Source organism: Leptolyngbya sp. DQ-M1 (assembly GCF_039962505.1).
GTDB lineage: Bacteria > Cyanobacteriota > Cyanobacteriia > Leptolyngbyales > Leptolyngbyaceae > Leptolyngbya.
Genome location: NZ_JAMPLJ010000001.1, coordinates 108,464 through 128,931 on the forward strand (window position 1 = coordinate 108,464; position 20,468 = coordinate 128,931).

The window sequence follows — 20,468 nt, forward strand, 5'->3', positions numbered from 1 at the left end:
CTCGTTTGCAATCTACGCGAATTTTGGACTTATGCGAATTCTTGTTACTGGTGGTGCGGGCTTTATTGGCTCCCACTTGATCGATCGTCTAATGAATACGGGGCATGAAGTTCTCTGTCTCGATAACTTCTACACCGGACACAAACGCAATATTCAACACTGGCTAGGAAATCCCAATTTTGAACTAATTCGCCACGACATTACAGAACCCATTCGACTTGAAGTCGATCAGATTTATCACCTTGCCTGTCCTGCATCGCCTGTACACTATCAGTACAATCCCGTCAAAACAATCAAAATCAACGTGATGGGAACGCTGAACATGCTCGGTTTAGCCAAGCGAATCAAAGCCAGATTCCTTCTTGCCTCGACCTCCGAAGTATATGGCGATCCCGAAGTACATCCCCAGTCTGAAGAATATCGGGGCAATGTCAACCCGATCGGAATTCGCAGTTGCTATGACGAAGGCAAACGAGTCGCTGAAACCCTCGCGTTTGACTATCACCGTCAAAACGATGTCGATATTCGCGTTGCTCGCATTTTCAACACCTACGGCCCGCGAATGCTCGAAAACGATGGTCGCGTGGTCAGCAACTTTGTTGTGCAAGCGCTCAAAGGTCATCCCCTAACGGTATACGGTGATGGTTCTCAAACGCGGAGTTTCTGCTATGTTTCTGACTTGGTTGACGGTCTTTATCGCTTGATGAACGGCGATTTTATTGGCCCAGTCAACTTAGGAAATCCCGGAGAATACACCATTCTGCAACTGGCTCAAGCCGTGCAAGAAATGGTCAACCCTGATGCAGCTTTGAAATTTGAACCCTTACCCCAAGACGATCCCCGCCGCCGCAAGCCCGACATCACTCGCGCTCAAACGCATCTCGGCTGGCAACCGACGATCCCGCTGAAGGAAGGACTAGAGCGCACGATCGCTGATTTTCGCAGCCGGATGGAAGTGTCTGAAGCCCCGCTAGAGTCAACTCGGAGGGCGGTGCAAGCATCGTGACGCATTAATAAAGGGCGTTGCAGGTGGGAATGCTAAACGAAAGGAAGAATATCGAGTCCGGTTACAAGTTGTTTGATTGAGGAGTTTAAGACTATGCGTGTCTGCGTTATCGGAACGGGTTACGTTGGGTTAGTCACGGGTGCGTGCCTCTCTCACATTGGTCATCATGTGATTTGCGTCGATAATAACGAAGCAAAGGTGAAGTTGATGCAGGCTGGACAATCGCCGATTTTTGAGCCGGGTTTGTCTGAAATTATGCAGTCTTCGATTCAAGCGGGACGACTGGAGTTCACCACCGACCTCGCTGCTGGGGTCGAGCACGGTCAAATTCTGTTTATCGCGGTTGGAACGCCTGCGCTGCCGACTGGGGAAAGTGATACACGCTATGTCGAAGCCGTGGCGCGGGGCATCGGTGCCAATCTGAAAGGCGGATACAAAGTGATTGTGAATAAATCAACTGTTCCTATTGGATCTGGCGACTGGGTGAGAATGCTCGTTCTCGATGGAATTGCAGAGCGTCAACGCGCTGAAGCACAGCCTGTTCTCGCTGGAGTCGGTGGCAGTGAAGAAATTCCGACAAAGGCTTTGACGATCGATTACGACTTTGATGTCGTCAGCAATCCCGAGTTTCTGCGCGAAGGCTCTGCTGTGTTCGATACGTTCAACCCTGATCGCATCGTCGTTGGCAGCAACAATAGCGATCGCCCGATCAAACTGATGCAGGAACTCTATACCCCGATCGTTGAGCGTCAGTTTGCCGAAGATAAGTCTGCACCTCCAGTTCCAGTATTGGTCACTGACCTCAGTTCGGCAGAGATGATCAAATATGCCGCGAACGCATTTTTGGCAACGAAGATCAGCTTTGTCAACGAAGTCGCAAACATCTGCGATCGCGTGGGTGCTGATGTAATGCAAGTGGCAAAAGGGATCGGTCTTGATTCCCGGATTGGCGGCAAGTTTCTGCAAGCGGGTCTTGGCTGGGGTGGTTCCTGCTTCCCGAAAGATGTCTCGGCTTTGATCCACACGGCGGACGATTACGGTTACGAAACGCAATTGCTTAAAGCAGCCGTCAGTGTCAATGAGCGTCAGCGCCTGATTGTGGTTGAAAAGCTTCAGCAAGCGCTCAAGATTCTCAAAGGAAAAACGATCGGGCTTTTAGGCTTGACGTTCAAACCGGATACCGATGATTTACGGGATGCGCCAGCGCTGAATGTAATCGAGAACTTGACTCGTCTAGGCGCGAAAGTAAAAGCTTACGATCCCATCATTTCCCAAAGCGGAATGCGCGATGGTATTTCAGATGTGATTGTTGAAACTGATGCAGAACGCTTAGCAGATGGCTGCGATGCGCTGGTATTGGTAACGGAATGGTCGCAGTTCCTCACCCTCGACTACATCAAGATGGCGAAGTTGATGAACGCTCCTATCTTGATTGATGGCCGGAACTTCCTCAACCAACCTGTGTTAGAAGAAGCAGGCTTCCGCTATATCGGCATCGGTCGTTAATCTCACTCACAAAAGAATCTGAAAAGAGACGCAATTCACAGCGTCTCTTTTTTTGACCCTAAATGGAAAGCGATCGCAGAATCCGCTCTAAATCTGCGGTTAATCGTTTTGCTCCCTGCTTCGGATGCTCCGACACATATTCAGCTACAGGAATCGGATTACAAACGTGAATTTTGACAGCAGTGCGCCAAGGAACGAGAGGCTTGCTGTATTGAATTGAAATCGGCACAATCTGAACGTTTAATCCAGGTTGACTTGCTTCTGCTTGCAGCGCTAATCGTGCCAGTCCAGGCTTCAGATCTGCCGCTTGACGATAGATATTTCCTTCGGGGAAAATTACTAATGCTTCACGCTGCTGTAGCAGTTCGACGCTGTGACGCAGCGCCGCGATCGTCGGATGCCGTGTATTGATTGGAAATCCACCCAACCGTCGAATAAACCAACCTTGAATTCCTTTAATCTCGTCTGCCGTCACCATAAATCGCAGCACTCGACCCGTGATATCTTGACCCACTGCACAAGGTACGAGCAACGCATCCCACCGCGATCGATGGGTTGCAGCAATAATGACCGGACCCCTAGTAGGGAAATGCTCTCGACCCGTGACTTCGATCTGTTGAAAATAGACGGGCAGAACCAGATAACGCCCTAGTGGATAAACAATTGAAGCGAGCCAAGGTAAACAACGCGATCGTACAGATTGCGAAAGAAGATTAGAGTTCTCCACAAGGGAATGGGCAGAGGAAGGTTTTTCTTTTAGCGACTCGGAAAACTCAGACGAAGGAGTCGGGGCACAGGGGGGAGTAGCGCCATCGTTTTTTCGAGTTTTTGGCGATAGCATGAAGTCGATCAGAAGCATGGAGTTAAAGACGCGAGCCTTTAGCGTGGGTAGATGGTATGTCATTTACGGTAGTGGGTTTTGCGATCGCACGTCTCTCTCAAGGGACAGTTCTAGGGGTGGCTAATCCTTATGCCTTTTAGCTCGACACGATTCCTTGGGGACAGCTCTAAAATTTAATTTGAATTTAGAGGTTGACATTCCTGGTTCTGTCCGTTACATTAGTGAATGTCGATTGCAAACGCAAATCTGACACCAGTGCCTGCCCCCATCGTCTAGAGGCCTAGGACACCTCCCTTTCACGGAGGCGACAGGGATTCGAATTCCCTTGGGGGTATTGTAAAAGCAAGAAGTGGGAAAGGATAAATCGTCCTCTCCCATTTCTTATGCAGAGTTTCTTTAAACTGAGAGAAAATAAGAGCACTACCTGAACGTTGAGCGCGTGAGCGGCTACCTCAGCCATGACCTGCGGCCTCCTCGTCTGATGACACTTTCACAAACGAAAACCAAACTGGTACACCCTTACACCAAGTAGAAGATTTCTGCCTGATTGTATGAGACGTTTGTGAAAGAACTCGCCTGAACTGCTACATTGAAGTTTCAAGAAGAGCGATGACAAAACACTACCGGAATGCAACCCACAGACCCCAGCAAATTTACAGATAAAGCCTGGGAAGCGATCGTACAGGCACAAGATGTCGTGCGGCGCTATCGACACCAGAACTTAGAAGTTGAACATTTAATTATTAGCCTGCTAGAGCAAGAGAATGGCTTAGCAGCAAAAATTTTAAGCAAAGCGGGCATCGAAGCGAATCGGTTCTGGCAGCAGGTGGACGAATTTACCCGCCGTCAGCCGAAAGTTGGCAGCGCAGAACAACTTTATTTAGGACGATATCTCGATACGATGCTTGATCGTGCTGAAGCAAATCGCACCTCGATGCAGGATGACTTTATTTCGATCGAGCACCTGATCCAAGCCTTTGCCAACGACCCGCGCCTTGGAGTGAAGTTATTTCGCAGCTTTAATGTCGATACGGCTCGGCTTGATACTGCAATTCGAGACATTCGCGGTAGTCAAAAAGTCATGGATCAAGCACCAGAATCGCGTTACTCAGCTCTCGAAAAATTCGGTTTAGATTTAACAGAACGTGCCAAAGCAGGCAAGATCGATCCGGTGATCGGGCGAGATGGCGAAATTCGTCGGGTGGTTCAGGTGCTTTCACGTCGCACCAAAAACAATCCGGTCTTAATCGGAGAACCCGGGGTTGGAAAAACCGCGATCGCCGAAGGACTCGCTCAGCGGATCGTCAACGGTGATGTTCCCGAATCCTTGAAGAACCGCAAGCTCATCTCCCTCGATATGGGATCGCTAATTGCAGGGGCAAAATATCGCGGGGAATTCGAGGATCGACTGAGAGCAGTTCTGAAAGAAGTGATCGAATCCGATGGACAAATCGTTTTATTCATTGACGAACTGCATACCGTTGTAGGGGCAGGTGCAGCGGGTCAAGGCAACATGGATGCTGGAAACCTGCTGAAACCGATGCTGGCGCGGGGAGAGCTACGGTGTATTGGGGCAACGACGCTTGACGAGTACCGTAAGTACATCGAGAAAGATGCAGCACTCGAACGCCGATTTCAGCAGGTCGTAATCGATCAGCCCTCGGTTGAAGACACGATCTCGATTCTGCGTGGGCTAAAAGAGCGCTACGAGGTTCACCACGGGGTCAATATTACCGATTCCGCTTTGGTTGCTGCTGCCACGTTATCAAGTCGCTATATCAGCGATCGCTTCTTGCCCGATAAAGCGATCGACCTTGTGGACGAAGCCGCTGCCAAGCTCAGGATGGAGATTACCTCCAAACCGACGGAGCTAGAACAGATTGAGCGCCGCTTGCGGCAGCTTGAAATGGAAAAGCTTTCGATCAAGAGCGAAGATAAACTCACGGGATTAACCGGACTCAGCCGCAATTCCAAAGATCGACTCGAACGGCTTGAACAAGAAATCGCAGAGCTTCAGCCGAAAAAAGATGCCCTCGATTCCCAGTGGCAAAACGAAAAGCAAATTCTCGAAACGATCAAATCGCTCAAGATGGAAGAAGACCAGCTTCGAGTCCAAATCGAGCAAGCTGAACGTGCTTATGATCTCAATACAGCCGCGCAGTTGAAATACGGACGACTTGAAGCCTTGCAGCACGATCGCGAGAAACAGGAAGCGCAACTGATGGAACTGCAAGCAGGCGGAACGGCTCTCCTGCGTGAACAAGTCACCGAAGCGGATATTGCTGAAATCGTGGCGCGTTGGACAGGAATTCCAGTGACGCGCTTGCTCGAATCCGAACGTCAGAAACTCTTAAATCTGGAGAAACATCTGCACGAACGAGTGATCGGACAGCACGACGCAGTCGAAGCAGTGGCGGCGGCAATTCGTCGGGCACGATCGGGCATGAAAGACCCGAACCGTCCGATCGGATCGTTTCTCTTCATGGGGCCAACCGGAGTCGGTAAAACGGAGCTCGCACGAGCATTGGCGCAATTTTTGTTTGATTCTGATGATGCGATCGTGCGTCTTGATATGTCGGAATACATGGAGAAGCACTCGGTTTCCCGTTTAGTCGGCGCACCTCCTGGATATGTGGGGTATGACGAAGGCGGACAGCTCTCTGAGTCGATTCGCCGTAAACCTTATTCTGTGGTGCTGCTCGATGAAGTGGAGAAAGCGCATCCGGATGTGTTTAACATTCTGCTACAAGTGCTCGATGACGGGCGGATTACCGATTCTCAAGGTCGAACGGTTGATTTCCGTAACACAGTCATTGTGATGACGAGCAATATTGGTAGCGAACATATTCTCGATGTTGCAGGCGATGATGCGCGTTATGAGGAAATGCAGAAACGAGTGATGACCGCACTCCGCAAGCATTTCCGTCCTGAATTTCTCAATCGGATTGACGATACGATTCTGTTCCATGCGTTGAACCGTGCGGAACTTGGCGAGATCGTTGGACTCCAGATCCAGCGAATTCAGGCGTTGCTAAGCGATCAGAAGATCATGCTGGAACTCTCGCCTGCTGCACAGAAATATGTGGCAGATGTGGGCTATGACCCAACGTATGGGGCGCGTCCGTTGAAGCGGGCGATTCAGCGAGAACTACAAAACCCGATCGCCACCAAACTGCTCGAAAATGCCTTTGGGGAAGGCGATACGATCTCGATCGATTTAGTCGATGGCAAACTCAAATTCAGCAAAAAGGAACTGGTTGCCAATCCTCAGCCTGTAGTGGCGACTCCCGTAGCAGTGGCAGAAAATTAGGGTGAGAGGAATATTATGCCGACCGCTTTCGGTCTATCGTCCCAATTTGGGTAATTAGACTGAAAGATTCAGTCTAAATAATTTCTAATCTGAACCTTCTATTAAATCTGGAAAGTCAGCGGCTGAAGAATAGTCGTCGTTTTCTATCAAGACTTAGCGATCGCTACTAGATACAAGACATCACCCTACAAAGAAGACATATCCCACTTAAGCGCGAGTTGCCCCGATAGCTTACGCTGAGCATCTTCCCGCAGAGGATGATAGCGCGCGCCCTGCACATCACGAAACAATTTTTCCAGACCGAGTTTGCGATAAAACGCACAGCCCCCCGCAACTTCCATTGCTAAATCAGCAACGTTAAGTACTGCTCTAGCAACCAATGTTCGCCCTGTCATAATTTGATTCGTAGTTTCAAAACCAGGCTGACTCACAACGGCAGTAGAAATCATGTGCTGAAGCGCTAACTTCGCAGCCATCAGTTCGTTGTCCATCCCTCCGACCATGCAGCAAAGATGCTCATCAGTGCGCCGCTTCATTGCTAGTTGAACTGCGCGATCGCGCGCCGCTTCTGCAACCCCAACGTAAACAGAATAAACGATCGGAATTGCCACCATCGAGATCAAGTGAAAGATAAAATGCCACTTTCCTTGTTCTCGTCGTAAAGCAATTGCCGCATCTGGTACAAAAACATTCGACAACACAACATCATGAGAACCCGTTCCCCGCATCCCCAGCGCTTGCCAAGTAGATTCAATCTCCACACCCTGAGCAGTCATAGGAACTGCAAAATGTAATACCGTGGCTCCTTTTTCCGGATCGTCATAAACAGCGCTTGTCATCAATAAATCAGCAACAGGCGCACCACTCGCAAAGACTTTGCGAGCTGTGAGCAAAAATCCACCCTCGACTTTAATCGCTGTCCCACCACTCTGCAACCAATCTGATCCACCACTGCTAAGCATAATCAGTTGCTCCGTTGCCACTCGTCTAAGTAATCCATCCACTGGAGCATTCTGATTGTGCCAGCGCCAAGTCGGTACCATGACCTGATGCGTGTGCATCGAAAACGCGAGCGCCGTTGAACTAGAATAACGTCCTAAAATCCGCAGCACAGCGCAAAGATCAGCATAGCTGACTCCACCGCCCCCTAATTCGATCGGCACACCCGCTGTCGCCAATCCAGACGCTTTCAACCTAGCAAGGTTATCCGCGACAAACAAATCGCTCTCATCAGCTTCAATTTCTCTTGCAGCAAATTGACTTCCCAAAGATTCCGCCAGAGAAAGCCAATCCATCTTTTCTGATTGGATAGTGGGTGCAGTTTGTTGTTCTAGCATTGAACAGTCTCCTTTAATAAATCTTGTGATGCCCTTATTCTGATTTGCTAAAGAAGGTGATACAAGTTCAATATCTGAACCTGATTTGTACTCTCCTTAAATGGGCTATGAGAAAGGGATATGGGCAGTTCTGCCCGGTAGCGAAAGCTGCCGAAGTAATTGGCGATCGCTGGAACCCCTTAGTGCTGCGAGAAATGCTGTATGGCAATCGCCACTTCAATGACATCAGTCGAGGAGTGCCGCTCATGTCCCGCGCCCTCCTCGCTCAACGCCTCAAAGAACTTGAGAAATTAGGTGTGGTCATTAGCCATGAAAAGGAAACAGGGCAGGGGCATGAGTATCTTCTCACGCCTGCTGGGGAAGCCCTGCGTCCTCTAATTGAAGCAATGGGAGTTTGGGCACAACAATGGGGAAGCGAACAAATTGCGTCAGAAGACTTGGACGATGCCTTATTGATGTGGGGCATGAGACGGCGAGTCAATCTTGAGACTGTGCCGCCACAAAAAACAGTACTTCAGTTTGATTTTCAAGGGCTAACCAGAGGGCGCAAAACTCAGCGCAGTTGGTGGATGGTCATCGAGAATCAAGAGGTCGATGTGTGTCAAAAAAATCCAGGCTTTGAGGTGAACGTTTTAATCTCCGCTGATCTTAGTGTGTTCACTCACGTCTGGATGGGATACACCAATTTGAACCTCGCACTCCAGCAAGGTGCAGTTTGCTTTGAAGGCGATCGCAATCTCGTGCGTCAGGTACCAACCTGGCTATATCTCAATGGCGAATGGCGGTATGGTATGGGAATTGATACCTCCGCCGCCCATCTAATGCAGGCTCACAAGCACGTCGCAGCAGAATATAACAAAGTGTCTGGTGCTTAGCTCAATGTTACTTGTAGCTGCTGAATGCAGCCGCTAGCTTCTACTCAAAAAGCTTTTCTTGCACGGCGGCGATCGCTATCCCCATTCATTCCTGAACCCTTGCTCTACCCGCCCAACTTCGCCTTGACGATCGCTTGCACCTTCTTCCCGTCCGCCTTGCCTTTCAATTGCTGCATTGCGACACCCATCACTTTACCCATATCTTTCGCTGAAGCCGCTCCGACTTGAGCGATGATTTGAGCGATCGCACTTTCAACTTCTTCATCAGACATCTGAGCCGGAAGAAACGTCTCGATAATTGCCAACTCTGCCGCTTCCTTATCAGCTAAATCCTGACGTTTGGCGTTGGTGTACTGCTCGATCGAATCTCTGCGCTGCTTGGCAACCTGAGACAAGGCTTCAATCTCTTGCGCTTCGGTTAGCTGATTCTGCCCAGATGGACGCACACTCACTTCTTTTTCTAGCAGCACCTTTTTGATGCTCCGCAGCGTCTCTAACCGCACTTTATCCTGAGACTTCATCGCGGCTTTGATCTCCTCGGTAATGCGGTCTTTTAGGCTCATAGCATCGTTCCTCGCGTCATGGAATTTCCTAGCATAGCTTAGCCTCATGCAAACCATTCCGTTCAAATCAGTTTTTTGTAACGGAGGTAACAAAATTGTACAGAAGGTCAACGATCGATAACATTAGGAAATGGATTGCGAAGCGCGAATAAATTTGGCAAAATAGGTTGCATTAAATACCGTTCGACTGAACTCTGCTTGGAAGTCATCTGTGCTCCTCATCTCACCTGTCCAGATAGCGATCGTACTGATCGCTCGTCTGTGTGCTGCTTGTGGTTCAGTCTTAACAAATATTTCGCAGGCCTATTTGCCATTTACGAATACTTTAGATCCGCGAAACCAGGGACAATGAAGGAAAGTCCCAGTGTTAATATTGCGTTGAATGCGTTCGAGGACTTGACGTGATCCGTTCTGCAACATTATCTCCTCCGTCTGCTCTGCCCTCAATTCCTGACAATAACCGTCTGCGCCTCTTGTCCGGTACGGCAAACGTACCCCTTTCCAAAGAGATCGCACGGTACTTGGGCATGGATTTGAGTCCGATGGTGCAAAAGCACTTTGCCGATGGCGAGCTATATGTCCAAATCCAAGAGTCGATTCGTGGCTGCGATGTTTATTTGATTCAGCCGACCTGTCGCCCCGTGAACGACAATTTGATGGAATTGTTGATCATGATTGATGCTTGTCGGCGAGCATCAGCGCGGCAAGTCACTGCTGTTCTCCCCTATTACGGGTATGCAAGAGCCGATCGTAAAACGGCTGGACGAGAATCCATCACTGCTAAGCTTGCCGCTAACCTGATTACGCAGGCGGGAGCGAATCGCATTCTAGCAATGGACTTACACGCGGCTCAGATCCAAGGCTACTTTGACATTCCGATGGATCACGTTTACGGCTCTCCGACGCTGGTTGATTATATCGCTAGCAAACAGCTAGAGGATTTAGTCGTTGTTTCTCCAGATGTCGGGGGAGTCGCTAGAGCGAGAGCCTTGGCAAAACGCCTAGACGATGCGCCCCTTGCTATCATCGATAAACGGCGACAAGCTCACAACATTGCGGAAGTAATGAATGTGATTGGAGATGTCAAAGGCAAAACGGCGGTTCTCGTCGATGACATGATCGATACGGCAGGGACGATTCTTGAAGGCGCGAAGATTCTTCGACAAGAGGGAGCACGTCAAGTCTATGCTTGTGCGACTCATGCGGTCTTTTCACCTCCCGCGATCGAACGGCTATCGAGCGGTCTGCTGGAAGAAGTGATCGTAACAAATACCATTCCGGTTGCAGAAGAACATCGCTTCCCACAACTAAAAATCCTCTCCGTCGCCAGTGTGATCGGTGAAACGATTTGGCGAATCCATGAGGATAATTCAGTCAGTAGCCTATTCCGCTAAGTTTTGAACTTATTGCACCCGCCGATCAAGCACGATCGGCGGGTTTGTTCTTTAAACTAAAAAGGGACAGACCGATCGATCTGCCCACAAAGGAAATGTCTCACAAGGATGAAAATTATCAGTTCGCGGCTGATGAGTTTCTCTACACGGTCTCAGTTCTCAATTCCTGAAGTCCCATGAAAAGTTTTGCCACTCTAATCACTGCCTGCATTATCGCACTCTGGATCGGCGCGATCGCCCTCGTCGCGATTCAAAATGCTGCTCCGATCGCCCTCAAGTTTCTCGCGTTTCAAACGATCGAATTACCCTTTGGTCTCGTGATCGCCTTTAGTGTAATCTTAGGTATCTTGGGAGCCGCAATCTTGCAGCCCCTACTCGGATCTCCTCAGAGCAACAATGATATCTAGAGCGCGTAAACCTGCCCATCAATCAACAATCGCGTAATTCCCTTGGCTTGTAGGTAGGGTGCAGCTTTCTGTAAAACCCGGCTATCTGGAATTTTAATCACTCGCTGGGTACGAATGTTAGAGAATCGTTTCGCAACTCGATGATTATCGAACACAGGTAAGGTTCTTGCTTCGACTTCTCCCGACGGAATTTGACCTAGTTCCGCGAACTCACTGAGCGGACGCGCCACTAACTCCGCAGCTCGATCGACCACGAGATAACAAGTCCGAGGAATTGCGGCTTCTGCAATTGGGAGTACCCGAATGAATTCTGCTGCACTCAGTTGAATCGACGGCAGGATCGCAGGCTCGTCATCATCTTCGTCTTCGAGGTCTTCATCTAGATTATCGAGATCGTCGAGGTCTTCATCATCGTCCTCGTCGTCCGCCATACTATCTACGGTTGGGCTGAGATCGATCGCTTCGATCTGAGCGAGCTCAGGCGCTTCCTCAGCGGGCGTAGAAGTCAAGGCTTCATTAGTATTAGCTCGTCGTACTCGGCGCGGCGGTGCGGGCTTTGAGGCTGCTTCTCTAGGTTCGACCGCTTCTGGCTCTAGCGGAATTGGTGCTTCTGGTTCGAGTAAGCTACCTTGAACTGGAGGCGCCTCGGCTACCGTTGTCGATCGCGCTCCGCCCCTTGAATCTTGGACATTCTCAGGCGCTTGGCAAGGCGTAAGAGCGGCTACTGTTGTCGATCGCGCTCCGCCCCTTGAAGCACTGCGCTTTTGCTGAATCAGACTGTCATACTCTTCTGCTGACAAACTGCTTTTCAAAATGCGGCTAATTGTCGTATTACTGACACCGTATCGCTCTGCGAGAGTTAAAGTTGTTTCTCCCGATTGGCGATACAGTTCAATAATTTGGCTTTTATCAGAATCAGACAGTCTGCTCATGAGAAACTCAGCGCGGGGCGGCAATTACTCATCTATTCTATGCTGAGCGTGATCGAATGCGGGGGGCAGGATAAATCTTCATGCTCGTCTGCGTGAACTCCCGCGCCGCGATCGGCTCAAATCATATTCCAGTGCAGCTCCGATGCCAAACAGAACACCACTAAAGACCCAAAAGATTTCAATGATCCCGCCACTTTGGTAGTTCTCAAGACGGCTGGTAGCATATTTAAACCACATATCCGCAATATAGAGCGAAAAGGCTGCTGCTGCAATCATACGCCAGGACTGCGAGAATCGACCGCCCCAGAATGCTAGCAGCAGCGTCGTCGCAATAATCAAAATAAATACGTCCGCCAGCACGTAGAAATAGTCCAAAAATGGCTTGAGCGGCGCGAGGGTACTTTCGATCGTCATCACCCATTCTGGAACATCTTGCTGTTTCTCCTCGACGGGCGGCTTCTGCTCGATCGCAGCAGGTTTCGGAGCTAGGAGCGGTGAGGGCTTAGCAACAGCCGAGGGTTTAATCGTCGGTGAGGCAGTTGCTCTTGGGGTCGGCTTAGCAGGTGCCGTTTGAGCAATGGCGGGTTCATCAAAGAACAACAGCATTGAAGTCTTGGGGCTAGGAGTTAAGGTCAGCCAAGTGGCAAACGCAATGCTGACGGCTGCAATGCCCCCCACGGTAAACCACTGCCAGAGATCGAGGTTCAGGCGGCGATCGGAGAACGCCATGATCATGCCCCACCCTAAAAATAGATAGGTGGGAATATAAAAGAAATCTCCGGGTGACACATCGGCTTCGCGCCCCATGTACGTTTCCCAGAAGGTAAACAAGATTGTACCAATGCCATAACAGAGCATTCCTAGCCCAATGCTCAACCAAACCCGCCGCCCACTGACAATTTGTGGACTGCTCCAGTTTCTAAAACACAGCAACGCCGCACTAAAATACGCCACAACTTCAAATGCTGAAGCTCCGTAAGAATACCAGTCCGGGCGGGCTTGTCCAGGATCAGGAACGCTAAACAATAAGAAAAACAATAACGCGAACACTGCCAATAGAATTTCTGCAAACACGATCGCTTGGACAGAAATCGACTTCGACTGAGATTTACTAGCTGAGCTGCTCATAGGTCATCTTCAACAAGGGACAAAAGTTAAGACCAGAGTTTTCCGGTCGGGGAATGGTTGAGCCATTCGAGGAAACGGGTGCGTTCGCCTTGCGGCAAATCTTGCAGCGCATCCAAAACGCGATCGGCGAACGCGGACTTGCCAAAATACGCTTTGCCAAGACGATAGAGTTCTTGTAGCAAAACGTTTAAAAGATTTTCTTGCCAAGCTGGAGTCTGCAAACTGTTGAGGGGATTAATTGTAAGAAGTTGCTTCACAGCGGCAGGTGAATCCGTCTGAGGAAATCGCCATTGCTGAAAGATGCTGATTAAATCCCGCTCAAAGGAAGCGGCTTGCTTTGTACCCATCAAATCCTCAACGTCGATGTACATCGCTTGCAGCATCAATAAACAAGCTTGCGTAAATACTGCGGTAACGGTTCCTCCACCGTCTGGGACTGCTGCATCCTGGCTGAGCTGATCTAGCCGCACCTTCCCCCATACGCTGCATCGCTCTGGTTCTTCCAGCAGGACACAGGCTTTGCCCTGATTGTCGGTCAGATCGCGCCAAAACGATCGCGCTTCTTCTTCTTGCCCAGAGCCAAAGACTTGAATCAGTCGAAAGCTTTGTCCTTGATAGGACAGGATTGGCACTTTTTGATCGCGTTTAGGGTGCTGAATGCTGCTGATCTCAACATCCTGCCGTTTCAGAATGAACATAAAGCGGCTCAGGGCTAGAGGGTAGGGGGCGTAGCGATGTTCGCTATGATGCCTGTGGTGTTGAAATTCAACGTCACAGGGATTCTCCATTTCGGGTCATCTATTCTTTTGAATTCCCCAATTTGATGCTGTACTTTACACATGCTTGATAAAAATCAAAAAAGTACCAAGCCTAAATCGCAAAAGCAGTTAAATTTCGGTTACTCTAGATTTGCCGCGCGCCGCTATATTAGTAAATGACTGTTTTGGATCCTTAGCTCAGTGGATAGAGCAACCGCCTTCTAAGCGGTCGGTCATTGGTTCGAGTCCAATAGGATCCGCTTCCTACTTCATCGCTAATAGAAGGTGCAACTTCGACTTCCGTAAAGTTGCAATGGGAATTTTGCGGATTGGGTGGACTGATGCGTCAAAGTTTCATATAAGTTCATAAGATAAATCTCAGCGATCGCAGAATTGAGGGCGATCGCGCTTCAGTTCACCCACACAAGGAAGTCACGCATGAGTGCAGCACTGGTTGAATGGATTACCAGCACGATGAATTCCCTCGGCTATTTGGGAATTGGGTTTCTGATGTTTATGGAAAATCTGTTTCCGCCGATTCCCTCGGAGTTAATCATGCCGCTGGCTGGGTTTACCGTGTCGCAGGGCAAAATGAACTTTCAGTATGCGGTGCTGGCAGGTGTGGTGGGAACGATTTTAGGAACGCTGCTCTGGTATTATGCTGGGCTTTGGGTGGGTGAGAAGCGAGTGAGTGAGCTTGCCGATCACTACGGTAAGTGGATCGGGGTGACTGGTAACGATATTGATAAGGTCAACCGCTGGTTTTATCGACATGGAACGAAAGCCGTCTTAATCGGGCGACTGGTTCCAGGAATTCGGACGCTGATTTCGCTGCCTGCGGGGTTGAGCGGAATGCGATTGATGCCTTTTTTGGTGTACTCGACGATCGGCACCACAATTTGGACGTTTGCTCTGACTTATGCGGGGTACGCGCTGGGAGCGAATTATGAACTGGTAGACGAATATCTTGCCCCTGTTTCTAAGATTATTCTAGGAATTTTGGTTGTCGCATTCATCGTCTGGCTGATGCAGCGACGTAAGCGCTCGATTTAATACCGCTGGCTTTCTTGCTTCGGCTCCTGTTTTGAATTTGCCCATTTTGACGATGGGCTGCTTTGTTTCTGGCGTGTTGGATGATAGGGTGAGCTATTGGACGGGGAACAGATTGGGGCGAAAACTCTTCCAGGAAGAAGACTTCTGGCTGTTCCACAAATCGATTATTTTGGTTTCGTTTTCGCCTTCTGTTGTTGACATCTATCAGAAACATAAATCCAATCAACCTTGAAACAGCGTTCTAACTACTGGCAGCTTTTAGCTTACATTCGCCCTCAATGGCGCACGATCGTTTATGCCCTGATTTGCTCGGTCGTGTTTGCAGTGACTTGGCCCGTTTTGGCATTTATGTCTGAAAAGATGTCTCGGTTTGTCAGTGAGGGGCGACTGACTGCGATCGCAGAGACAGCCGGATACGTGATTTTGATTTGGGGCGGACAGAAATTAGCGCAATACGGACAGGAAACGCTGATTGCCAAAGCGGCACTGTCGATCGCGATGGAATTGAGAAATCGCACGTTTGCTCATTTGCAACGGTTAAGTCTGGCGTATTTTGAATCGGTGCAGACTGGGGATCTCTCGTACCGCCTGACTGAGGATGTCGATCGCGTCGGCGAAGTGATTCAAAAGCTGTTTAGTCAGTTCGTGCCGAATGCCTTGAAGCTGGTGGTGACGCTGGGCACAATGCTGTATTTCAATTGGCAACTGACCTTTGCGACGTTAGTTGTTGCTCCGCTGCTGGCTTCGCTCACAGCTTGGTTTGGCGAGAAGATGCGAAAGCTGTCCTATCGGAGTCAAAGCCGGATTTCGGATTTGTCGGCACTGCTGATCGAGATGCTCAGCGGAGTGCGGTTGGTGAGAGCATTTGCAGCAGAAGATTATGCGATCGAGCAGTTTCGCCGTGCCTCTGAACGCAATCGTCAAGCGAGATACGCAACAGAAAGGCTGAGAGCCATTCAGTATCCGGTACAGGGATTTTTAGATGCGTTGGGGATTTTGGCGCTCTTGCTGGTGGGAAGCTGGCAGATTTCGCAGGGCAATCTGACTGGAAGTGAGTTTGTCGCCTTTGTTGTTGCAGTTGCGATGTTGTTTGAGCCGATCGCAACGGTGACGCTGAACTACAACGAATTCAAGCAAGCCGAAGCTTCGGTCGATCGCGTGTTTGAACTGCTGCATATTCGACCGTCGATCGCGGAACGTGCCGATACTCAAGAGCTATCCCCCGTCACAGGCAGAATTGAATTTCAAAACGTTAGCTTTGCTTATCGACCCGATCGACCGGTATTGCAAGATTTAAATCTGCGTGTTCTCCCTGGAGAGATGGTTGCATTAGTGGGCGCGTCTGGTGCGGGAAAAACAACTCTGGTGAATTTGATTCCCCGCTTTTACGATCCGCAACAGGGTGATATTTGGATTGATGGCACAAATATCCGTGATGTGTCGCTCAAGAGCCTGCGCCATCAGATCGGAATTGTGCCTCAGGAAACGATCTTGTTTACAGGCACGATCGCGCAAAACATCGCTTTTGGACAACTCGATTTCGATCTTGAAGCCGTGAAAGCGGCGGCGAAGATTGCCAACGCGGATCAATTTATCAGTCAATTTCCCGACGGCTACCAGACCTGGGTGGGTGAACGTGGAGTTAATTTATCCGGCGGACAGCGGCAAAGGTTAGCGATCGCACGGGCTGTTCTGCTCAATCCGAGAATTTTGATCCTGGATGAAGCGACTTCTGCACTCGATTCAGAATCAGAAGCTTTGGTGCAAGAAGCGCTGGAGCGAATTATGCAGGGTCGGACGGTGTTTATTATTGCTCACCGATTGGCAACGGTTCGACGGGTTGATCGTATTCTCGTAATGGAAAAAGGGCGTGTGGTGGAAGCTGGAACGCACAAAGAACTGATTGCAGAAGGCGGACGCTATGCGCGATTTTACGCCCAGCAATTTAGTTAGCTCCACTAGCTCTATTTCGGGAAGTCATCCAATTTTGTTGATTCCAGATTACGGGTGAAAAATTCGCCTGCTTCGATTTCTGAATTGATCAATAGAATGGGGTGTCAAACTTTATGACAAGCGCTGTGCAGAAGCTCCAACCGCAATTACTTCATCAACTTTCCAAAACTGCGTTCTCAGCAAAAACTGCGAAGTTTCTGTTTATCGCGGTTCTGACTTTTGCGATCGCGCTCACCAGTTTCCCCGCCCAATCCGCACAGCAAACAGCGATCGCCTCCTCCGCCTCCTCGAATCGACCCGATCAAATTCGCAATCCATTATTTACTAATCCGGGCTGGCAACCCTAAATCATTAAGCGTTCGAGGGCATGAGCATCAGGAATACACAAAATATCGCGATCGCGCACAATCAAGCCCTTCTTCTCTAGCTTGCTCAACACTCGCGTTACCGTTTCCCGCGCCAATCCGCTCAAACTGCTTAACTCCCGATGCGGCAAATTCGGAATTTCTGTGCCGTTCTGTCCTCGCTTCCCTTGTCCATCTGCCAAAAACAGCAGAATATCCGCCACTCGCGACATACTATCTGATTCACGCAATCTTAATCGGCGATTCACCTGCCGCAATCGTCGCGCCATCAACTGAGCTAATCGAATGCCCGCCTCTGGCTCAGAATTGAGCAACTGCACGAAATCTTGAGCCGGCATATTCCCGATGACGGTCGGAGCTAACGTAATCACATCTGTCGATCGCGGCACCTCATCGAGCGGAGCCATCTCCCCAAACAACTCGCCCTTGCCCAAAATATTCAGCGTCACCTCTTTGCCATCGAGGTTGTAAGTGCGAATCTTCACCCAGCCGCTCAGAATGAAGTAGACCGAACTTCCCCAGTCATTCTCTAGCAAAATGACTTGGTTAGCGGGATGATTTCGCAGCGCGACATGAGAAATCGCTTTCTCGATCGCGCTATCTGGCAATCCTTGAAAGAATGGCGCGAGGCGAATCGATGCGTTAATCGTATTGATCGAAGTGTCGCGGAGAGTGTAACGGTCTTCCATGGAGAGTCTAACCACAGTGGGGCATGAAAACGAGCGCAGACTGATTCCTTGAATCGAGAGATGAGCTTAGAATGCCCACCCGCCTTAGAAACTGCACAGCTTTGTCCAGATAGACTGCGAACATTTTAGATGCTTTACTAGCTTTGGCGCAGATTTCCGTCCGCGAAAAAATGGCAACTCAGCCTGTGAAATGATCCTGATGACTGCATGAAGCTTTGTTTCGTGAAGTAGATCGATCGCAGAATTCCCTGTGACACTGGCAAAAGATGACTCGGTTCGGGCATTCTAATCTCAGCCATTACGATCAACCCGCCACGTTCCGTAGTGCCGAATTTTAGTCAAGGATTTTTGTTGTGACTGCTAACCTAGATCAGATTCAGCGCCTTCTTGCCCAGGTTCAAGAGGTTCTCGCTCAGGCAAATTCCCGTTTACCTTGGGGAATAGCGCCACAAGTTGCTCGTCAGCGCCAAGTGCTAGAGCAAGTTCGTGCCTATTTACAAGACGCTCTGTTTCAACTGAGTCAACACACGCCGGATCAAGCCGAAAACCAAGCTCAAGCTGCGGTGCAAACGGTGATCGAGGAGATGAATGCGCTGCGATCGACGCTCCTGCATCCACTTCATGCTGAAGTGTCTGGATTAATGCAGCAACGTAATACCCTATTGCGCGAAATTCGCCAGCTTGAGGCGCATCAAGAATTCTTACAGTCAAGTCTCGCCGCATCCCAAGTGACTGAAAACTTACCTGCGGGGAAACTTCAAGCGGTTTCTGATCAGATGTTGAGTACGCTAGATGCTTCGCTGCACGTCGTGTTTGAATCGCTACAAAAAGACATTCAGGCGTATCACAGTTCTCTAGCTCAGGGACTCGATAAGCTACATCGCTTGGGACAGGAAAGCGATGTGATGTTCTCAGGGATCGTCGATCGATTGACTACTCAGATAGGACAGACTGCGCTGGTGCAAAGTTCACCTGAGCAGAATCAAATCAGGCTCTCAATGCCCTATGCTGGCAGCGAATTACCGCCCGATCTACCTGTGAGAGTACGGCGCGAATTGGCTACTGAATCGTGCAGCATCGATTCGATCGCGCTTCTGACAGAACTCATTGATCAACTCAGTGAGCGTCCTGTTACAGTTCAAGTCCTACCCCCTCGAAGTGGATTTAAGAGCGGTCAGGAAGCCCTAACTGAGCTGAAATCGTTGTTTGAGGGGGATGCACCCCAGGTCGAACCGGTGATAGAGCCAAATGGCTATCGCACTCTAGATCGTGAAACGGCGTTCGATCGACTGCGGACGATGCCGGCTTCATCGGAAGAGCCTGTGATTTTTTCACTTGATGGTGTGGAAAATCTATTCGATGACGATGCCAGTCATCAATAAGCCGGGCGCAATCCGGATCAAAGCTAGAATTCTCTATCAAAACTTCACAGAATTGCAGGGCGTTCAAAGGTTGAGCAAATATCGCTAAAATCTTGAAAGGAGCACCTGTTTCCCTGTGCACACTAGCCATGCCCACGTCCGTGAAATAATTTAACCCTTTGGACATCGTTTCATTGAAGCGTGGGTACACCGATTACTCAGATTGGCTACTCCTGTGATTACGTATACTAATTCTCTGATTCGCTCCGCTACTTGTCGCCATGCTCAAGATCCCACACCTTCAATCGCAGAAGCTTACTTTCCTCATGTCTCTACAAACAGTAGGATCAAGCGCACGATCGATATCCTAGGTGCTTTAGTGGGATTACTGATTACAGGCTTTGTTTTGCTCCCGATCGCGATCTCCATCCAAATTGATAATCCTGGTCGGATCTTTTACAGCCAGATTCGCTGCGGAATCGGAGGTCGCCCGTTTCGCATCTGGAAGTTTCGCTCAATGGTGACTAACGCCGATCGCTTGCAGCATCTGGTTCAAAACGAAGCGATGGGCAATATTTTCAAGAGCAAAGACGATCCAAGAGTAACGCGGGTCGGTCGATTCCTCCGTCGCACCAGCTTAGATGAGTTGCCGCAGTTTTGGAATGTGTTGCGCGGCGAAATGAGTTTAGTCGGAACTCGTCCACCCACGTTGGATGAAGTCAAACGCTATGAATTACACCATTGGAAGCGCCTAGCCGTAAAGCCGGGAATTACCGGAGAATGGCAGGTCAATGGTCGATCGGAGATCAAAGATTTTGAAGACGTTGTGGCGATGGATTTGGAGTATCAGCGGAAATGGTCGGTGATGTATGACCTGAAGCTGATTGTGAGAACGATCGCCGTCGTGCTGAATAAACATGGGGCTTGCTGAAGGCTGTACAAGTCGATATCTTCTTGATTGATCATGGAGAGAGTCCTTTTAGGATTGTC

At 49.6% G+C, this 20,468-nt stretch carries 18 protein-coding genes and 2 tRNA genes; 13 read left to right on the top strand and 7 right to left on the bottom strand.

Features of this window, described 5'->3' with window-relative positions; all coding sequences use genetic code 11:
* The first annotated feature begins 31 nt into the window (after positions 1-31).
* On the top strand, positions 32-1,006 hold the full coding sequence (locus NC981_RS00475) for a UDP-glucuronic acid decarboxylase family protein (RefSeq protein ID WP_348241077.1): 975 nt from the start codon (positions 32-34) through the stop codon (positions 1,004-1,006).
* Positions 1,007-1,099: 93 nt separating this feature from the next.
* Positions 1,100-2,512: a UDP-glucose/GDP-mannose dehydrogenase family protein gene (locus NC981_RS00480; protein WP_190376219.1), complete on the top strand. Its 1,413-nt coding sequence runs from the start codon at positions 1,100-1,102 to the stop codon at positions 2,510-2,512.
* A 58-nt stretch (positions 2,513-2,570) separates the two neighbouring features.
* Here NC981_RS00480 and NC981_RS00485 read toward each other — a convergent pair whose 3' ends face one another.
* Positions 2,571-3,239, bottom strand: coding sequence for a 1-acyl-sn-glycerol-3-phosphate acyltransferase (locus NC981_RS00485; protein ID WP_348241078.1), 669 nt, complete (start codon positions 3,237-3,239; stop codon positions 2,571-2,573).
* Between the two features lie 375 nt (positions 3,240-3,614).
* Between NC981_RS00485 and NC981_RS00490 the strand changes: the two genes are divergently transcribed.
* Both NC981_RS00490 and clpB read left to right on the top strand, forming a co-directional pair.
* A tRNA-Glu gene (locus NC981_RS00490) sits at positions 3,615-3,687 on the top strand.
* 294 nt (positions 3,688-3,981) lie between these two features.
* Positions 3,982-6,663: an ATP-dependent chaperone ClpB gene (gene clpB / locus NC981_RS00495; RefSeq protein ID WP_348241079.1), complete on the top strand. Its 2,682-nt coding sequence runs from the start codon at positions 3,982-3,984 to the stop codon at positions 6,661-6,663.
* A 185-nt stretch (positions 6,664-6,848) separates the two neighbouring features.
* On the opposite strand, the gene NC981_RS00500 is transcribed toward clpB, so the two are convergent.
* Positions 6,849-8,000, bottom strand: coding sequence for an acyl-CoA dehydrogenase family protein (locus NC981_RS00500; RefSeq protein WP_348241080.1), 1,152 nt, complete (start codon positions 7,998-8,000; stop codon positions 6,849-6,851).
* 107 nt (positions 8,001-8,107) lie between these two features.
* On the opposite strand from NC981_RS00500, the gene NC981_RS00505 reads away from it, so the two are divergent.
* Positions 8,108-8,875 (top strand): helix-turn-helix domain-containing protein, encoded by a 768-nt coding sequence (locus NC981_RS00505; RefSeq protein ID WP_348241081.1) that lies wholly within the window; start codon positions 8,108-8,110, stop codon positions 8,873-8,875.
* A 104-nt stretch (positions 8,876-8,979) separates the two neighbouring features.
* Here the strand turns inward: NC981_RS00505 and NC981_RS00510 are convergent, their stop codons facing one another.
* A complete protein-coding gene (locus NC981_RS00510) occupies positions 8,980-9,438 on the bottom strand; it encodes a GatB/YqeY domain-containing protein (RefSeq protein WP_348241082.1) in 459 nt (152 codons plus the stop codon).
* Between the two features lie 401 nt (positions 9,439-9,839).
* Here NC981_RS00510 and NC981_RS00515 point away from each other — a divergent pair, with 401 nt between their 5' ends.
* Both NC981_RS00515 and NC981_RS00520 read left to right on the top strand, forming a co-directional pair.
* Positions 9,840-10,832, top strand: coding sequence for a ribose-phosphate pyrophosphokinase (locus NC981_RS00515; protein ID WP_190376214.1), 993 nt, complete (start codon positions 9,840-9,842; stop codon positions 10,830-10,832).
* 176 nt (positions 10,833-11,008) lie between these two features.
* Positions 11,009-11,239 carry a DUF1049 domain-containing protein gene (locus NC981_RS00520; protein WP_348241083.1) on the top strand — a complete coding sequence of 77 codons (231 nt, stop codon included), beginning with the start codon at positions 11,009-11,011 and terminating at the stop codon, positions 11,237-11,239.
* Here the strand turns inward: NC981_RS00520 and NC981_RS00525 are convergent.
* The 3 genes from NC981_RS00525 to NC981_RS00535 all read right to left on the bottom strand — a co-directional run bounded on the left by NC981_RS00525 (position 11,236) and on the right by NC981_RS00535 (position 13,997).
* On the bottom strand, positions 11,236-12,171 hold the full coding sequence (locus tag NC981_RS00525; RefSeq protein WP_348241084.1) for a transposase: 936 nt from the start codon (positions 12,169-12,171) through the stop codon (positions 11,236-11,238). The genes NC981_RS00520 and NC981_RS00525 overlap by 4 nt on opposite strands.
* Before the next feature lie 78 nt (positions 12,172-12,249).
* A complete protein-coding gene (locus NC981_RS00530; protein WP_348241085.1) occupies positions 12,250-13,299 on the bottom strand; it encodes a hypothetical protein in 1,050 nt (349 codons plus the stop codon).
* A 26-nt stretch (positions 13,300-13,325) separates the two neighbouring features.
* Entirely contained in the window at positions 13,326-13,997 is a 672-nt protein-coding gene (locus NC981_RS00535; RefSeq protein WP_348241086.1) for an Npun_F0813 family protein, read from the bottom strand.
* A gap of 247 nt (positions 13,998-14,244) precedes the next feature.
* Between NC981_RS00535 and NC981_RS00540 the strand changes: the two genes are divergently transcribed.
* The 4 genes from NC981_RS00540 (at position 14,245) to NC981_RS00555 (ending at position 17,410) form a co-directional block, all read left to right on the top strand.
* Positions 14,245-14,317, top strand: a tRNA-Arg gene (locus NC981_RS00540).
* A gap of 190 nt (positions 14,318-14,507) precedes the next feature.
* Positions 14,508-15,110, top strand: a complete 603-nt coding sequence (locus NC981_RS00545; protein ID WP_348242011.1) for a DedA family protein — start codon at positions 14,508-14,510, stop codon at positions 15,108-15,110.
* Positions 15,111-15,338: 228 nt separating this feature from the next.
* Entirely contained in the window at positions 15,339-17,063 is a 1,725-nt protein-coding gene (locus NC981_RS00550) for an ABC transporter ATP-binding protein (protein ID WP_348241087.1), read from the top strand.
* A gap of 113 nt (positions 17,064-17,176) precedes the next feature.
* Complete coding sequence (locus NC981_RS00555) at positions 17,177-17,410, top strand: hypothetical protein (RefSeq protein ID WP_348241088.1); 234 nt, start codon at positions 17,177-17,179, stop codon at positions 17,408-17,410.
* On the opposite strand, the gene NC981_RS00560 is transcribed toward NC981_RS00555, so the two are convergent.
* Positions 17,407-18,117, bottom strand: coding sequence for a Crp/Fnr family transcriptional regulator (locus NC981_RS00560; protein WP_348241089.1), 711 nt, complete (start codon positions 18,115-18,117; stop codon positions 17,407-17,409). The genes NC981_RS00555 and NC981_RS00560 overlap by 4 nt on opposite strands.
* 353 nt (positions 18,118-18,470) lie before the next feature.
* Here NC981_RS00560 and NC981_RS00565 point away from each other — a divergent pair, with 353 nt between their 5' ends.
* Both NC981_RS00565 and NC981_RS00570 read left to right on the top strand, forming a co-directional pair.
* On the top strand, positions 18,471-19,499 hold the full coding sequence (locus NC981_RS00565; RefSeq protein ID WP_348241090.1) for a hypothetical protein: 1,029 nt from the start codon (positions 18,471-18,473) through the stop codon (positions 19,497-19,499).
* A 283-nt stretch (positions 19,500-19,782) separates the two neighbouring features.
* A complete protein-coding gene (locus tag NC981_RS00570) occupies positions 19,783-20,409 on the top strand; it encodes a sugar transferase (RefSeq protein ID WP_348242012.1) in 627 nt (208 codons plus the stop codon).
* Positions 20,410-20,468 lie beyond the last annotated feature (59 nt).

What these genes read in the sequence shown, in the direction of transcription:
- NC981_RS00555 (WP_348241088.1), top strand. Translation starts at nt 17,177, where the DNA reads ATGACAAGCGCTGTGCAGAAGCTCCAACCGCAATTACTTCATCAACTT.
- NC981_RS00505 (WP_348241081.1), top strand. Translation starts at nt 8,108, where the DNA reads ATGAGAAAGGGATATGGGCAGTTCTGCCCGGTAGCGAAAGCTGCCGAA.
- NC981_RS00560 (WP_348241089.1), bottom strand. Translation starts at nt 18,117, where the DNA reads ATGGAAGACCGTTACACTCTCCGCGACACTTCGATCAATACGATTAAC.
- NC981_RS00510 (WP_348241082.1), bottom strand. Translation starts at nt 9,438, where the DNA reads ATGAGCCTAAAAGACCGCATTACCGAGGAGATCAAAGCCGCGATGAAG.
- NC981_RS00480 (WP_190376219.1), top strand. Translation starts at nt 1,100, where the DNA reads ATGCGTGTCTGCGTTATCGGAACGGGTTACGTTGGGTTAGTCACGGGT.
- NC981_RS00530 (WP_348241085.1), bottom strand. Translation starts at nt 13,299, where the DNA reads ATGAGCAGCTCAGCTAGTAAATCTCAGTCGAAGTCGATTTCTGTCCAA.
- NC981_RS00535 (WP_348241086.1), bottom strand. Translation starts at nt 13,997, where the DNA reads ATGTTCATTCTGAAACGGCAGGATGTTGAGATCAGCAGCATTCAGCAC.
- NC981_RS00525 (WP_348241084.1), bottom strand. Translation starts at nt 12,171, where the DNA reads ATGAGCAGACTGTCTGATTCTGATAAAAGCCAAATTATTGAACTGTAT.
- clpB (WP_348241079.1), top strand. Translation starts at nt 3,982, where the DNA reads ATGCAACCCACAGACCCCAGCAAATTTACAGATAAAGCCTGGGAAGCG.
- NC981_RS00500 (WP_348241080.1), bottom strand. Translation starts at nt 8,000, where the DNA reads ATGCTAGAACAACAAACTGCACCCACTATCCAATCAGAAAAGATGGAT.
- NC981_RS00520 (WP_348241083.1), top strand. Translation starts at nt 11,009, where the DNA reads ATGAAAAGTTTTGCCACTCTAATCACTGCCTGCATTATCGCACTCTGG.
- NC981_RS00475 (WP_348241077.1), top strand. Translation starts at nt 32, where the DNA reads ATGCGAATTCTTGTTACTGGTGGTGCGGGCTTTATTGGCTCCCACTTG.